Origin of the sequence: Streptomyces sp. NBC_00234, from assembly GCF_036195325.1 — a bacterium.
Taxonomy (GTDB): domain Bacteria; phylum Actinomycetota; class Actinomycetes; order Streptomycetales; family Streptomycetaceae; genus Streptomyces.
The window spans coordinates 6,873,937-6,889,351 of record NZ_CP108101.1; the positions used below are offsets into that span (position 1 = coordinate 6,873,937).

The following is a 15,415-nucleotide window of genomic DNA, read 5'->3' on the forward strand; positions in this document are numbered from 1 at the left end:
TGCGGCGGGACGAGGGCCCGCCGCCGCGTACATCAAGCCCCGGCCGGCGGTCAGGGAGATGGCCTCCGGCTGAAGCAGGATCGACATGTACATGTAACCCATGGTTACGGCTGGTCGCCCGCACCGTCCAGGGCCCGAAGGCGTCGTTCCTCTTGGCCGGCAACCGCGCCCCGCTCCTCCGCCGCCCGGGTAACACCCGGGTAATGACGGCTTCCTAGCCTGCGGCCCCTGTACCCGAGCTGGAGGCCCAACACTCATGCGTCTGAGACGCCTTGCCGGAGCCGGTGTCGCCGCCGCGCTCGCCCTGCCCCTCGCCCTCGGAGGCTCGCCCGCCGCGGCCGACGAGCCCGTGCCGGACATCGTCGCCGGGCAGAACTCCCGTACCCCGAGCCACATCACGCACCTGCCGCCCGACTCCGCCGCCGACGCGGCGGGAACGCCCGAGACGCGCGCCCGGCGCCACCTCGCCGCCCACGACGACCTCTACCACGCGCGCGGCCTCGACCTCGTGGACGCCGGGACCGCCAGGGCCGGTGACACCACGACCGTCCGCTTCGCCCAGCGCCATCGCGGAGTGCCCGTGCTCGGCAGCGCGTACCTCGTACACCTGGGGAGGGACGCGGTGACCGGCGCTGCCGGGTCGCTCTTCACCGACCTGACCGTGGACACCGAACCCGCCTTCACCCAGCAGGCCGCCATCGACCTGCTCCCCTTCGTGGACACCACGGCGTACGCCGAAGACGCCCGCGACATCCAGGGCCACGGCCTGGTGGTGCTGCCCGAGGGGAGCGGCACCCTCGCCTACCACCTCACCGTCACCGGCCGGACCCCCGCCGGTGAGCCCAGCCGCCGCGAGGTCTACCTCGACGCCCTGCACGGCACGCTCGCCCTCGCCTACGACAACCTCCAGGACGCGGGCCCGGCCGAGGGCACGGGAGTCGACCAGCACGGCGTCACCAAACCCCTCGTGGTGTACGGCACCGACAGCGGATACGAGCTCCGCGACCGCTCCAAGCCCATGTGGGCCACCGGCGAGGGCGAGATCCTCACCTACGACGCGGCCGGGGCGAGCGTCACCAAGTACCAGGGCACCCTGCCCGCCGACGCCGCGCTCGCCCACTCGGACACCACGCGCTTCGACGGCAGGCACACCGACTCCGGTGCGGTGGACGCCCACTGGGGCGCGGGCAAGGTCTACGACTTCTACCGCTCTCTCGGCCGCGACGGCATCGACGGCAGGGGCGGCGACATGCGCTCGGTCGTCGACGTCACGTACGGAGGACGCCCCTACGACAACGCCTTCTGGGACGGCTCGAAGATGGTCTACGGCCGTTCGTCCAAGGGACGTTCCTTCGCCGCCGACCTGGACGTCGTCGGCCACGAGATGACCCACGGCGTCACCGACCACTCCGGTGGCCTGGTCTACCTCCAGCAGTCCGGCGCCATCAACGAGGCGGTCTCCGACTACTTCGGCAACGCCATCGACGTCACCTACTCCGGTACGCCGATGACCGACCCGGACGCCGCCCTCCTCGGTGAGGACCTCTGCCCCGGGACCGGCCCGCGCGACTGCGCGCTGCGCGACCTGAACGACAGCCGGCGCGCCGAGAGCGACTACCTCTCCCTGCCGCCGGACGTCGACAACGGAGGGGTCCACCTCAACTCGACCATCTTCTCCGGAGCCCTGTGGGACATCCGCGAGAACCTGGACGCGCAGCGTGCGGACGAGATCGTCTACACCGCGCTCACCCAGTACTTCACCCCGCTCACCGACTTCTACGCGGGCCGCCGCGCAGTCCTGGACGCGGCCCGTGCGCTGCATGCCGACGACGCCGAACTCGACGTGATATCAAAGGCGTTCAACGACCACGGAATCACCAGATCCTGGCAGCGGAAGCTCCCGCACGACTCCCGCGTCATCCTCGGCGACGTACGTCCCGCGAGCGCACCGGACGCCGACGGCAAGCGCTGGGTGATCAGCGAGTACGACCCGGTCACCGGCGCACCGCAGATCAGGGTCGGCACGACCGGCAGCAGCCGGACGAGGGTCGTTTCGGAACCGATCACCGGCAGCGACACCCGCAACGGCGTCATCGGCAACACCACCCCCCGGATCAGCGGCGACACCGTGGTGTGGACCCGCCTGACCCGGGTCAACCCGTACTGGGTGAACGCCGATGTCGTACGGGGTTCGTTCGACGGCGGCCCGGTCGTCGACCTGCACCCGGGCGGCGGCATGCAGGGCAACCCCGATGTCTCGGGCGACACGGTGGTGTGGTCCGGGGACGAACCGCTGGGCGGCACCGGCGACCACAACGACCTGTTCACGAAGACGGGCGACGGACCGGTCACCAACCTCACTCCGGAGCTGAAGACCCTCGGCTACTTCCCGCGGATCTCCGGCGGCGTCATCGCGTACATCCATACGGCAGGCGCCTTCACGGGCCGCAGCGCCGCGACGTACGACCTCCGCACAGAGCGGCGCACCGTCATGCCGTTCGGGAAGGATCCGTCCGGCAATCCGCTGAAGTACGCCGTCCAGGTGGACACGAACGGCCGTCAGATCGTCTGGTCGGAGACCGGCTTCGACGACGACCTGCAGCTGCACGCCGCGGACACGGACGGCGGGAACGACCACGTCCTCGTGCCTCAGGGAACGGAGACCACGCCGTACGTCCCGCAGATCACGGTCAACGACACCTGGCTGGTCTACAGCGACTACCGCGGCTACTACACCTCGCCCGAGATCAGCCACGACACGCTGCCGAAGCTGTGGATGATGCCGATCGCCGGTGGCACGGCCGAACCCGTCAGCTGCGACCCCGGTGCGCAGGAGGCACCCGTCCTGGGCGAGAGCGGCCAAGTCCTCTGGCTGGACTCGACGTTCGGTGACACCAGCCTGGTCACCCGCGACGCCACGCGCACCCGCTGCTGACGTACCCACACGCCCACGGGCATGGGCTCCGACCGCCGGAGCCCATGCCCGTACGCCGTTCCGTGCCCTGGCCCGTCACGCCGCCATGGCGACGGACGCCTTGCCGAGCGCGGCCTCACCGGCGGTGGCCCGCTCGGCGAAGACCACGACCCGCAGGAGTGCGAACCGCCCGACACCCGCCAGCGCCGAAGCCGACAGATAGACGGTCTGCTCCACCAGGGCGGAGGGTTCGGGCCGCACGGCGTACAGACACAGCAGGGCCCCGGTGGTGAACGCATAGCTCACGGCCACGGTGAGTCCGGACTGGAGATGGACACCCCAGCCGCGACGCCCGCTCCGGAAGGAGACCCGGCTGTGCAGCTCGGTCGCGATGAGGGTGGAGACGACGGTGACCAGCGCGTTGGCCACGGCCATGGGCATCCGGTCGTTGAGCAGGACGAGCACACCACTGGACGCGAGACCGACACCACCACCGCACACGACGAAGCGCACGAAGGCCGCGAGAACCGGATGGACGGTGCGCGTCGGCGGGTGCGAGGGGGCGGTCACGGGGGTCCTCCGGAGGTCGTGTGAAGCGGTGGTTCGATTCCACCTCAGAACCTACGGACCCGTCGTCCGCCGAGCGAACGGGTTAAACCCCGACTTCGCTGGGGGGTTACCCCCATACACAGGTGGGGGTAGCCCCTCGCTCCGGGTACCACCGGCCAGGCACCCCACCCGAAACGTGGTCGAAATGCCCCGTGCGGCAGACGTTTCTACCCTGAGGGGACCAGGGAGACAACACGACAGACTGGAGGCGACCCTGTGCCCGATGCCCCGGAACCCGGACCGCACGCGCCCCGCACGGACCGTCTGCACCCGGTCGGCGATCCGGACGTACGCCTGAGCCACCACGTCGTCCACGGCTACCGTCGCGCGTACCGGATCGCGGGGGAGGGCCCGGCGATCCTCCTGGTCCACGGCATCGGTGACTCCTCGGCGACCTGGGCGAACCTGATCCCCGAGCTGGCCCGGAACCACACGGTCATCGCCCCCGACCTCCTGGGCCACGGCGCCTCCGACAAACCACGGGCCGACTACTCGGTGGCGGCCTACGCGAACGGCATGCGCGACCTCCTGGGAGTCCTGGGCATCGAACGCGCCACGCTGGTCGGTCACTCCCTCGGCGGTGGCGTGGCGATGCAGTTCGCCTACCAGTTCCCCGAGCGCACCGACCGCCTGATCCTGGTGAGCGCCGGCGGTGTGGGCGCCGAGGTCACCCCGGTCCTCAGGGCGGTCTCGCTCCCGGGCGCCGACCTGATGCTGTCCGCGCTGCGCCTGCCCGGCATGCGGGCCCAGGTGGGGTTCTTCACCCGTCTCATGAAGGCGCTCGACACGGACCTCGGCCAGGACGCCGCCGAACTCGTCGACCTGGTGGACGCACTCCCCGACGCCACGTCCCGCAGCGCGTTCATCAGCACCCTGCGGGCGGTGGTGGACTGGCGCGGCCAGGTGGTCACCATGCTCGACCGCTGCTATCTGGCGGAGGGCATGCCCACCCTGCTGCTCTGGGGATCCCGCGACAGCATCGTCCCGGTCGACCACGCCTACGGCGCCCACGCGGCGATGCCGGGCAGCCGTCTGGAGATCTTCGAAGGCGCCGGCCACTTCCCCTTCCACACCGACCCCGCCCGCTTCCTCGCCCTGGTCGAGGACTTCATGCACACGACGGCCCCGGCGAACTGGAGCCAGGAACGCTGGCGCGAACTGCTGCGCGCCGGGCGCCCGGGGGGCGTCGCGGGAGACCCGGACGAGGCGTTTCACCGGGCGGTGGAGCGCGGTCTGCGGGAGGCGAGCGAACGGAGCGCCACCTGAGGTCTTGTCGTTCTCGCCGCCACCTGCTCTTGTGTACCCGCGGGTAATACTCTTCGAGGGCGGGTACGGCGTGGATTCAGTGGCTGGACAGGCCGGGCAGGACGTACGGGGCACGCTCCCCGAGGGACTCGCCGAGGCGATACGGGACACCGCCCAGGAGATCGCCGCGCTGCTGCGCGAGGCCACCGACACCGGCGCCCCCGTGCCCGGCTCCGCGTGGACCATCGGCGAGGCGGCGGCCCACCTGGCCCAGGCCAACGAGCTGATGGCCGACATCGCGGCAGGCCGGGTGCGGAGCCACGGCGACGGCACACCGCAGAGCCTCGCGGCGGCGAACGAACGCGCACTCGCCGCGTTCGGGGAACGCGAGGCCGGTCCCCTGGCCGAGATGATCGCGGACCGGGCCGAGGCGTACCTCACGGCGGTGGACGGGCGACCGGCCGGGGAGACTGTGGACACCCCCCTGGGCACGATGAGCCCGGAGGCCCTGGGCTCCTATCTGCTGACCCACATGCTCGGCCACGGCTACGACCTCGCGCGCGCCCTGGGCCGCCCGCACATGATCGACCGCACCCGGGCCGGACTGTGCCTGCCCTTCCTGATCGCCGCCATGCCACGGGTGGCCGTTGCCGCCACCACCGCCGGCCTGACGGCCCGCTACACGATCCGCCTGTGGAGCGGCGCCCGCTTCGGAGTGACGTTCACCGACGGCGCCGTGACGGTGACACCGCAGCCGCCGACCCGCCCGGACTGCACGATCCACATCGAGCCGGTCACCTTCCTCCTGATGGCCCTGGGCCGCCGCAACCCGGTGGCCGCCATCGCCTCGGGCCGCATCCTGGCCTGGGGCCGCAAGGCATGGCTGGCACCCCGCTTCCCGGGACTGTTCAGGGCGCCGTGAGCCGGCGGGGCGGGCTCGTCCGGAACCAGCCCGGAGTGAAGCGGGACGAAGTCCCCAACTGCCCCTGCAGGGTGGACTTTCGCTCAGTGCTCCGACATTCTGTGCGGACTTTGATCGCGGCTCACCGTCGATCCGCGAGTCGGTCCGCGAGTCCGTCCTTCGTGCGCAAGGGGAACCGCCATGAGCTCGTCCCGCCTGCCCTCCCGCCGGATCGCCGTGGTCTGTGCGGCCGTCGCGCTCGCTCTGCCGCTCAGTGCCTGCAGCAGCAGTGACGACGGGGCGACCGTCAAGGGTGCGAAGCTGGTCAAGTCCGGCCAGATCACCACCTGTACGCATCTGCCGTACGCGCCCTTCCAGTCCGAGAAGGACGGCGAGGTCGTCGGGTTCGACGTCTCGATGATCGATCTGGTCGCGGAGGACCTGGGCGTGAAGCAGGTCGTCGTGGACAAGTCGTTCGAGACGATCAAGACCGGCGCCGACCTCAACGCCGGCGTCTGCGACGTGGCCGCGGCCGGCATGACCATCACCGACGAGCGCAAGCAGAACCTGGACTTCTCCGTCCCGTACTTCGACGCCACCCAGGCCCTGTTGGCCCAGAAGGGCGTCAAGGCGGCGACCGTCGAGGACATCACCGGGCAGAAGCTCAGGCTCGGCTCGCAGTCCTCCACCACCGGTGAGGACTTCGCCCGTGAGCACGGTGCCGACCCGCAGTCCTTCGAGAGCTCCGACGCCGAGCTGAACGGGCTGCGCACCGGTCAGGTGGACGTCATCGTCCAGGACTATCCGGTCGTGCAGAACTGGCTCAAGGACCCCGCGAACTCGGCCAAGTTCGAGATCGTCGGCAATCTCGACACCGGTGAGCAGTACGGCTTCGCGGTCCGCAAGGACGGCAACGCCAAGCTGCTCGCTTTGATCGACCAGGCCATCAAGGACGCGAAGGCGGACGGTACGTACAAGAAGCTGTACGAGCAGTGGATCGGGCCCATGCCGAAGGGTGCCGACGCCCAGTGACCACCCTGACCACCGGTAAGGACCGGGAGGAGACGGCTGCGCGGCCCCGGATGTCGCCGCGTCGCCGGCGCCGTATCTCCCGCGGGGTGCAGTACGCCGTCTTCGTGATCGCCGTGGTGGTCGTGGGCGCGCTGGCCGACTGGAGGCAGCTCCAGGAGCAGTTTCTCGACCTGTCGGTCGCCCGGCGGCTCTTCCCCGAGCTCATCACGATCGCGCTGCGCAACACCGTGGTGTACACGCTGACCGGCTTCGGCGTCGGACTCGTACTGGGGCTCGTCGTCGCGCTCATGCGGCTGTCGTCCGTCGCTCCCTACCGGTGGCTCGCGATCGCGTACATCGAGTTCTTCCGTGGTCTTCCCGCCCTGCTGATCTTCATATTCGTGGGGGTCGGAGTCCCGCTCGCCTTCCCGGGGATCGTCTTCCCCGGGGAGACGTACGGGCAGGTCGCCTGCGCCCTCGGCCTGGTCGCCGCCGCGTACATGGCGGAGACCATCCGGGCCGGCATCCAGGCGGTGCCGCGCGGACAGCTGGAGGCGGCGCGCACGCTGGGCATGTCGTACGCCACCGCGATGCGGTCGATCGTGATCCCTCAGGCGTTCCGGATCGTCGTGCCGCCGCTCACCAACGAAATGGTCCTGCTCTTCAAGGACTCCTCGCTGGTGCTCTTCCTCGGTGTCACGCTCCAGCAGCGTGAACTCACCAAGTTCGGCCGTGACTTGGCTGGTACGACGGCCAACACGACCCCCATCTTCGTCGCGGGGCTGTGCTACCTCCTGGTCACGGTGCCGCTCGGATATCTCGTACGGCGCCTGGAGGCCCGTCATGCACAGGCGAGGTGATCACGGGATGGCGGACGCCGCCGCGGCGATCGAGATCCGGGGGCTGCGCAAGTCGTTCGGCGACGTCGAAGTCCTGCGCGGCATCGACTTCACGGTCGCGCCCGGCGAGGTCGTCTGTGTCGTAGGCCCCTCGGGGTCCGGGAAGTCGACCCTGCTGCGCTGTGTGAATCTCCTGGAGGAGCCGACCAGCGGCACGGTCACCGTCGGCGGTGTCGACATGACCGATCCGGACGTCGACATCGACGCGATGCGCCGGCGGATCGGCATGGTGTTCCAACAGTTCAACCTCTTCCCCCATCTGAACGTCCTGGACAACCTGACGATCGCCCAGCGCCGGGTGCTCGGGCGGGGCAGGGAGGAAGCCGCCCGCGTCGCCCGGGAGAACCTCGCCAAGGTCGGCCTGGCCGACCGCGAGGACGGATTCCCCTCGCAGCTCTCCGGGGGGCAGCAGCAGCGTGTGGCCATTGCGCGGGCCCTCTCGATGGGCCCCGGCCTGATGCTCTTCGACGAGCCCACCAGCGCGCTCGACCCCGAGCTGGTCGGCGACGTCCTCGGGGTCATGCGCACCCTCGCGGACGAGGGCATGACGATGATGGTCGTCACCCACGAGATGGGCTTCGCCCGTGACGTGGCCGACCGCGTGGTCTTCATGGACGACGGCCGAGTCGTGGAACAGGGGCCCCCGGAGGAGGTCCTGACCCGGCCGGAACACGCCCGGACCAAGGCGTTCCTCGCCCGGGTCCTGCACCCGGACGCGGTGCGGCCCGAGGCCTGAGGTCAGGGGCGGCCGTCCCCGTGTGACTCATCTGCGTCATTGGCACGGAGACGCCACCCGAGTGCGTTGTCAGGCGTCACGGGGTCCGCGACGATCTCGTCAGCGGATGTGGCCGGGGAGAGGACCTGCGAGCCCTCCCGGCCAGATCCGGCACGGGGCGGCGGTCAAGGACCTCGCTCCTCCCTGACCCACGGCCTCGCCTAAGGAATCCGCATGCCATCCACCGTCTCGCCGCCCCGTCGGCGGCGCCGAAGAACCGTCTTCGCCCTGGCCCTCGCCCTCGCGGTCGGTCTCGGGCAGGCCCCCGTGTCGGCCGTGGAACCGGGAGCCGGGCCTGACGGGCCCGCAGCGGCGGTGGTGAGCGCGAAGGTCGATCCCTCGTTGCGGTCGTCGGCCTCCGGTGTCTCGTCCTTCTGGGCCGTGCTCGACGAGGCCGATCTGTCCGGTGCGGCCGGGAAGCGGGGCAAGGCGGCCAAGGGCCGGTACGTGATGGACCGGAAGAAGGCGCATGCCGACGAGCGGCAGGCCGGTTTGCGGGCTCTGCTCAAGGACCGGGGGGCTGCGTTCACGTCGTACTGGCTCGTCGACGCGGTACGGGTGAAGGGGGACCGGAAGCTTCTCGACGAGGTCGCCGCCCTGCCGGAGGTGAAGCACGTTCTGCCCGTGCGGAGTTACTCGCTCGTCGATCCCGCGCCGGCCGCGCCGACCCGGGCCACGGCCACCGCGGCGGACGGCACCGAGTGGGGTGTGGCCGCCGTCGGGGCGCCCGAGGTGTGGGAGAAGTACGGGACCCGGGGTGAGGGCATCACTGTTGCCAACATCGACACCGGTGTGGACGTGAACCATCCCGCGCTCGCCGCCAACTACCGTGGCAGCAAGGGCGGTGACGGCAGGGACGACGCGTACAACTGGTTCGATCCGACGGGCAACTGCGGTGGGGCGGGACCGTGCGACAACAACCGGCACGGCACCCACACCATGGGGACCATGGTCGGCGCCGGTGGGACCGGTGTGGCGCCCGGTGCCACCTGGATCGCGGCCAAGGGGTGCGGGACGAGCTCCTGCGCGGACTACGACCTCGTCGCGGCGGGTCAGTGGATTCTCGCCCCGACCGACAGCGCGGGCAGGAACCCGCGACCCGACCTGGCGCCGGACATCGTCAACAACTCCTGGGGCGGCGGGCAGCGTTCGTTCTGGTACCGCCCGGTCATCGACGCTTGGGTGGCTGCCGGCATCTTCCCCGCCTTCTCGGCCGGAAACGAAGGCCCCGGGTGCGATACCGCCACTTCGCCCGGTGACAACGACGGGAGCTACTCCGTCGCCGCGTACGACGCGGAGGGGAAGATCGCGCCGTTCTCCAGCCGTGCCGGTGCCGGTCAGGAGGGCAAGCCCGACATCGCCGCACCGGGGGTGAACGTCCGCTCCACGCTTCCGGGCGGCGGCTACGGGCTGCTGAGCGGTACGTCCATGGCCTCGCCCCATGTGGCGGGCGCGGTGGCCCTGTTGTGGTCGGCGGCGCCCGGGCTCGTCCGTGATGTCCCCGGTACCCGCGCACTCCTCGACGGATCCGCGGCCGACGTGGACGACACCTCGTGCGGCGGCACGGCCGCCGACAACCGGGTGTGGGGCGAAGGGAAGCTGGACGTCCTCGCGGCGGTGGACGCGGCGCCGAAGACCGCTGCCGGAACGCTGGCCGGCACGGTGACGGGCCCCGACGGCGCCCTGGCCGGAGCCGAGGTCGTCGTGACCGGCCCGGTCTCCCGTGTCACGAGGGCGGCGGGCGACGGCCGGTACGCGTTCGGCAGGCTGCCCGCCGGTGAATACACCCTGGCGGTAAGGGCGTTCGGATTCCTCCCGGACGCCCGGACCCTGACCGTCGTTGCCGACGAAGCCGGGGCCGCCGACGTGGTCCTGGCCGTTTCACCGGTCCGCAGGATCACCGGCTCCGTGCGGAGTGATGACGGGGCGCCGAGCGCCGGCAGCGAGGTTGTCGTCCTGGGTGCCCCGGTCGATCCGGTGCGTACGGATGCGGAGGGGCGGTTCGCGCTGGCCCTTCCCGTCGGTTCGTACACCCTGCGCGCCACGGGCGACGGGTGTTGGGGAGCTGTGGCGATACCGGTGGCGGTCGACGCCACCGATGTGGACGTCGAGGGTGTCCTGAACCCGGAGCGCGACGCGTTCGGGAACGAGTGCCGTACCGAAGCGGGAACGTGGCTGCCCGGCAAGGACCGGGTCGGCTCCGACACGCGCGTCGAGCTTCCGTTCCCCATGCCGTTCTACGAGGACTCCTACTTCTCCGCCTACGTCCGGCCGTACGGACTCCTCGACTTCCTCGGAGGCCGGTACAGCTGGGCCAACACGACGCTGCCCGACCCGCGCGAGCCCAACCGATCCGTCTTCGCCTTCTGGGACTCCCTGGGAGCTGCCGGGCCCGGGCCGGATCGCTATACGGCCACGTACGGCACGGCCCCCCACCGCGTCTTCGTGGTGGAGTGGCGTGACGCCGTCGTCGGACTCGACTCCACGGCAAAGGTGGACGCGGCCGTCCAGTTGCACGAGAACGGCGAGATCCTGCTGACGTACCGAGGGATCGACCCGGACCGGGAGCTGGAGCGGGGCGGATCGGCGACCACGGGCATCGAGGACACCTGGGGGACGCGCGCCGTCGAGTACTCCTTCGAAGAGCCTGTTCTCTCGGACACCACGGCGATCCGTTTCCGGGTCCCCGGGTACGCCACTCTCACCGGGAACGTCACCGATCTCGGCAGCGGCGCCGCCACGCGGGCGCAGCTGACGGTCAAGGACGACGCGGGCGTTGCGGTGTGGTCCGGAATCACGAACGGCAAGGGGCAGTACTCCCTGCGCGTGCCCACCGGCCGGTACACGGTGACCGCGAGCGCGCCCGGCTGGGAGTCCCGTACGTTCGAAGCCGACCTCACCGAAGCAGGGCGCGCTCAGCTGCACGACGTGCAGTTGCCCAGTGGCAAGGTCTCGCTGTCGCCGAGCGCGTTCACGGTGGTGGTGCCGCCCGGCGAGAAGCGCAGTTACCGGCTGTCCGTCTCCAATACGGGGCAGGCGAGCACCCCGGTCCAGGTGACCGAGACCAGGAGCAGCACCCCGCCGTTCACCGACATTCCGTGGCTGTCGGCCGAGCCGGTCGACGACGTCGCGCCCGGTGGGACGTCCACGGTCTCCTTCACGGTGGACGCGAGCGACCTCGCGCCCGGCAAGCACTACGCCTCGCTCTATATGACGACGCCGGTCAGCGGCCGGATCACCGGGCGGGCCGTGCCGGTGACCGTCGCCGTTCCCGCCTACCACGCGTACGTCAACGCGGGTGGTCCGGCGGTGACCGACGGTTCGGGGGACACCTGGGCGGCCGATCGGCCCTACACGGCCGGTGGGTCCGGGTACGTCGGGGGCCAGGAGATCGCCACCGGGCACCCGATCGCCGGGGGCGACCAGGAGCTGATGCGGTTCGGCCGGGAGGGAATGTCCGCCTACCGCTTCGACGCGCTGCCCGCGGGGATCTACGAAGTGACCGTCAAGCTCGCCGAGATCCGCAAACTGGATCCGGGGGAGCGGGTGTTCGACATCTACGCGGGCGAGAAGCCCGTCGCGTCGGGGATGGACATTTCCGCAGCGGTCGGCAAGGAGACGGCGACCGAGCGCACGGTGTTCGTGAAGCTCACCGCGGAGCGGAACAGTCTCGATCTCCGTTTCGTGGCGCGTGACGGGAAGCGCGGCCCCCTGGTGAACGCGGTCCGGGTGGTGCACCGACCGGACAGGTTCACGGTCTGACGTACCGGCCGGGTCCGGCCTCGCAACCGGACCCGGCCGCCAGGGCCGTACTCAATTACGTTCGGATGCAACGTCTTTGTGTGCGGAGAGGAACGAGAATGACCGCGAATGGTGGTCGCGGGCCTACACAACATCCCTATAGTGGGGCCGCGTTGATCGTATGATCGCGACGCGTGAAGCTTCCGCTACAGGAGTCAGGACGATGACGCACCCCACTTCCGCTGTGCCTTCGCCCGATTCCGAGACGGATGCCCGCTCCGGTGGTGGCTGTCCGGTGCGCCCGGATCCGGTGCACTCGGGTCCGGCCGCCGTCGCGCTCAGCGGTCCCGGATTTCAGACCGAGCCCCACGCGCTCTACCGCGCCATGCGCCGCGATCACGGATCGGTCGTGCCGGTCGAGCTGATCGGCGAGGTCCCGGCCTGGCTGGTCATCGGGTACCGCGAGCTCCACCAGGTCACGAGTGACGGCGAGTTGTTCCCTCGGGACGTCGCGCTGTGGAACCAGTGGGGCCGTCTGCCCGAGGACTGGCCGCTGTTGCCGATGGTCGGGCGGCCCATGCCGTCCATCTACTTCACCGCGGGCGCCGAACACCGCCGGCACGCCGACATGGTGGGGCCCGCCCTGGAGGGTGTGGAGCCGCACGAACTGCGCGGCCATTGCGAGGAGTTGGCGGACCGTCTGATCGACGACGTCTGCCGGCGCGGCACCGCCGATCTGATCGCCGACTTCGCCGAACCCCTGCCCGTCCTGGTCCTCGCCCGCCTCATCGGGTTCCCGGACGACGAGGGACTGGCGATCGCCCAGGTACTGAAGGAGCTGGCCGACGGCGGGGCCGGCGCGCAGGAGGCCCACGTCCGGTTCGGGGAGCACATGCAGCGGCTGCTCGCCGCGCGCCGGGCCGACCCGGGGAACGACGTGACCTCCCGGATGCTGGCCCATCCCGAGGCGTTCACCGACGAGGAGTACGTACTCGATCTGATGGCCGTCACGGCGGCCGGGCATCTGACCACCGCCGACTGGATCGGCAACTCCATGCGGCTCATGCTCACCGACGACGACTTCGCCGAGGCACTCGCGGGCGGCCGGCGCAGCGTCGCCGAGGCCATGAACGAGGTGCTCTGGGAGGACGGGCCCACACAGATCCTCGCCGGGCGCTGGGCCGCCAGGGACACCCAGCTCGGCGGCCGGCCCATCCGTGCCGGGGACATGCTGCTCCTCGGGCTGGGGGCCGCCAACGCCGACCCGCACATGCGCCAGCAGCTCTCCACCAAGGGCAGCCTGTCGGCGCAGGGCGGCAACAGCGCACACCTCGCCTTCAGCCACGGCGAGTACCGCTGCCCCTTCCCCGCCCAGGAGATCGCCGAGATCATCGCCCGCACCGGCATCGAGGTCCTGCTCGACCGCCTGCCCGACCTCGAACTGGCCGTGGCCGCCGAGGACCTGGTGCGGCGGCCCTCCGCCTTTCTGCGCGGGATGACCTCGCTTCCCGTCCGGTTCACCCCCGTACGTCCGACAGGAGACTCGTTGTGAAGTGCCCCCATGCCGCCGTGGTCATCGACCCCATGGTGCAGGACCTCGACGGTGAGACCGAGCGGCTGCGCGCGGCCGGGCCGCTGGCGCGGATCGACCTGCTCGGCGTGCCGGCCTGGACCGTCACCCGTCACGCCGAGGCCCGCAATCTGCTGCTCGACCCGCGGCTGGTGAAGGACCTCGACGCCTGGGGGCTCTGGCAGAGCGGAGAGGTGACGCACGCCTGGCCGCTGATCGGCATGATCGACGCCGGACGCTCCATGTTCACCGTGGACGGGGCGGAGCACCGGCGGCTGCGGACCAAGACCTCCCAGGCGCTCACCCCCCGCCGGCTGGAAGGGATACGCCCCGACATCGAGAGGTTCACCGGGGAGCTCCTGGACGAACTCGCCGCGCAGGGCAAGGACGGCGCGGCGGTCGACCTCAAGAGCGTGTTCGCCCAGCCGCTCCCCATGCGGGTCGTCGGCCTGCTCATGGGCGTGGACGAGAGCGAGCACGCCATGCTGACGAAGCAGTACAAGGCGTTCTTCTCCATGCTGACCCCGCAGGAGGAACGGCTCGCCCTGCTCGCCGAGCTGGACGTCTTCTACGCACAGCTCGTACGGGAGAAGGCGGCCCGGCCCACGGACGATCTGACCACCGCGCTCATCCTCGCCGACGAGGGCGGCGAGCCGCTCACCGAGGAAGAGGTGGTGGGCAACCTCAAGGCGATGGTCGCGGCCGGGCACGAGACGACCATCGGGCTGATCCTCAACGCCGTGAGGGCGCTGCTCGCCCACCCGGACCAGCTGCGGATGGTGCTGGACGGGGAGGTCTCCTGGGAGACCGTGATCGAGGAGACGCTGCGCTGGGACACCCCCACCACGCATCTGCTGATGCGCTTCGCCACCGAGGACATCCCGGTGGGCGACGGCGTGATCGCCAAGGGGGAGGGTGTGGTCATCTCCTACCGGGCCATCGGCCGCGACACCGTGCAGCACGGGGCCGACGCCGATGCCTTCGACATCACCAGGGCCGCTCCCATCCGGCACATGACGTTCGGGCACGGTCCGCACATCTGCCCCGGTGCCGCACTGTCCCGGGTGGAAGCGGGCATCGCGCTGCCCGCGCTGTTCGGGCGCTTCCCCGGACTGCGGCTCGCGATCGCGGACGACGAGATCCGCAAGCTGCCGGTGATGACGCAGAACGACATGGAGTCCTTCCCCGTCGTGCTGGAGGGCTGAACGGGAGCCGTGGTCGCCCCCGCGCGGGCAACGGGTGCCTCAGGGACTGTCGAACCACGGCTTGTTCGCGGCCCAGTGCTTCACCCATCCCGCGAAGCCGGGGGCGCCGGTGCCGAAGCCGAACTCCGCGCCGAACGGCGCCGCCCCCTCGCCGGAGATGTTCCAGATGTGACCCCGGTGCGGTCCGGTCACGACGAGGTGCCAGTACATCCCGCAGCCGTCGGTGCCCAGCACAACCGAGCCGTGGTCGAAGACCGGGTCGAGGAGCGGTTAGATCTCCCCCGGCGGTCGCGGATCGTCCTCCCACAGCCATGCCTCCGTCAACGGGAAGGGCAGGTCCAGGCGGCGGTCGGGACGCCCGTCCCCCCAGTCGTCCGGCAGTTCGGCCAGCGCCACGAGGCCGTAGTCGGCCCTGTAGTCCTAGCTCGGACATCAGGGAGCAAGTAAAACCCTCCGGTAGGTTCGAAGAGGCTTGGGCCTGCCGTTTCCTGCTGCTGGGACGCCTCGTTGGGCTGATCGGATGAACCGACGGTTCGACGACAAGG

General features: G+C 70.6%; 12 protein-coding genes. 9 read left to right on the forward strand and 3 right to left on the reverse strand.

The window, feature by feature from the left end; all coding sequences use genetic code 11:
- Positions 1-256: 256 nt before the first annotated feature.
- Positions 257-2,935 (forward strand): M4 family metallopeptidase, encoded by a 2,679-nt coding sequence (locus OG230_RS30160; RefSeq protein ID WP_328906894.1) that lies wholly within the window; start codon positions 257-259, stop codon positions 2,933-2,935.
- Positions 2,936-3,010: 75 nt separating this feature from the next.
- Here OG230_RS30160 and OG230_RS30165 read toward each other — a convergent pair whose 3' ends face one another.
- Entirely contained in the window at positions 3,011-3,484 is a 474-nt protein-coding gene (locus OG230_RS30165; RefSeq protein ID WP_328906895.1) for a hypothetical protein, read from the reverse strand.
- A gap of 255 nt (positions 3,485-3,739) precedes the next feature.
- Between OG230_RS30165 and OG230_RS30170 the strand changes: the two genes are divergently transcribed.
- From OG230_RS30170 to OG230_RS30205, 8 genes are all read left to right on the forward strand, one after another.
- Entirely contained in the window at positions 3,740-4,789 is a 1,050-nt protein-coding gene (locus OG230_RS30170) for an alpha/beta fold hydrolase (RefSeq protein ID WP_443051415.1), read from the forward strand.
- A 79-nt stretch (positions 4,790-4,868) separates the two neighbouring features.
- The gene (locus OG230_RS30175; RefSeq protein ID WP_443051610.1) at positions 4,869-5,690 is read left to right on the forward strand and encodes a maleylpyruvate isomerase family mycothiol-dependent enzyme; all 822 of its coding nucleotides are present in this window, start codon (positions 4,869-4,871) and stop codon (positions 5,688-5,690) included.
- A gap of 180 nt (positions 5,691-5,870) precedes the next feature.
- Positions 5,871-6,701: a transporter substrate-binding domain-containing protein gene (locus tag OG230_RS30180; RefSeq protein WP_328906897.1), complete on the forward strand. Its 831-nt coding sequence runs from the start codon at positions 5,871-5,873 to the stop codon at positions 6,699-6,701.
- Positions 6,702-6,751: 50 nt separating this feature from the next.
- Positions 6,752-7,540 carry an amino acid ABC transporter permease gene (locus tag OG230_RS30185; RefSeq protein WP_328911586.1) on the forward strand — a complete coding sequence of 263 codons (789 nt, stop codon included), beginning with the start codon at positions 6,752-6,754 and terminating at the stop codon, positions 7,538-7,540.
- 7 nt (positions 7,541-7,547) lie between these two features.
- Complete coding sequence (locus OG230_RS30190) at positions 7,548-8,315, forward strand: amino acid ABC transporter ATP-binding protein (RefSeq protein ID WP_328906898.1); 768 nt, start codon at positions 7,548-7,550, stop codon at positions 8,313-8,315.
- 213 nt (positions 8,316-8,528) lie between these two features.
- Complete coding sequence (locus tag OG230_RS30195; protein WP_328906899.1) at positions 8,529-12,116, forward strand: S8 family serine peptidase; 3,588 nt, start codon at positions 8,529-8,531, stop codon at positions 12,114-12,116.
- 202 nt (positions 12,117-12,318) lie between these two features.
- Positions 12,319-13,647, forward strand: coding sequence for a cytochrome P450 (locus OG230_RS30200; protein ID WP_328906900.1), 1,329 nt, complete (start codon positions 12,319-12,321; stop codon positions 13,645-13,647).
- A gap of 32 nt (positions 13,648-13,679) precedes the next feature.
- The gene (locus OG230_RS30205; protein WP_328911587.1) at positions 13,680-14,870 is read left to right on the forward strand and encodes a cytochrome P450 family protein; all 1,191 of its coding nucleotides are present in this window, start codon (positions 13,680-13,682) and stop codon (positions 14,868-14,870) included.
- Between the two features lie 39 nt (positions 14,871-14,909).
- Here the strand turns inward: OG230_RS30205 and OG230_RS30210 are convergent, their stop codons facing one another.
- On the reverse strand, positions 14,910-15,104 hold the full coding sequence (locus tag OG230_RS30210; protein ID WP_328906901.1) for a hypothetical protein: 195 nt from the start codon (positions 15,102-15,104) through the stop codon (positions 14,910-14,912).
- A 36-nt stretch (positions 15,105-15,140) separates the two neighbouring features.
- A complete protein-coding gene (locus OG230_RS30215) occupies positions 15,141-15,266 on the reverse strand; it encodes a hypothetical protein (RefSeq protein ID WP_328906902.1) in 126 nt (41 codons plus the stop codon).
- Positions 15,267-15,415: the final 149 nt, after the last annotated feature.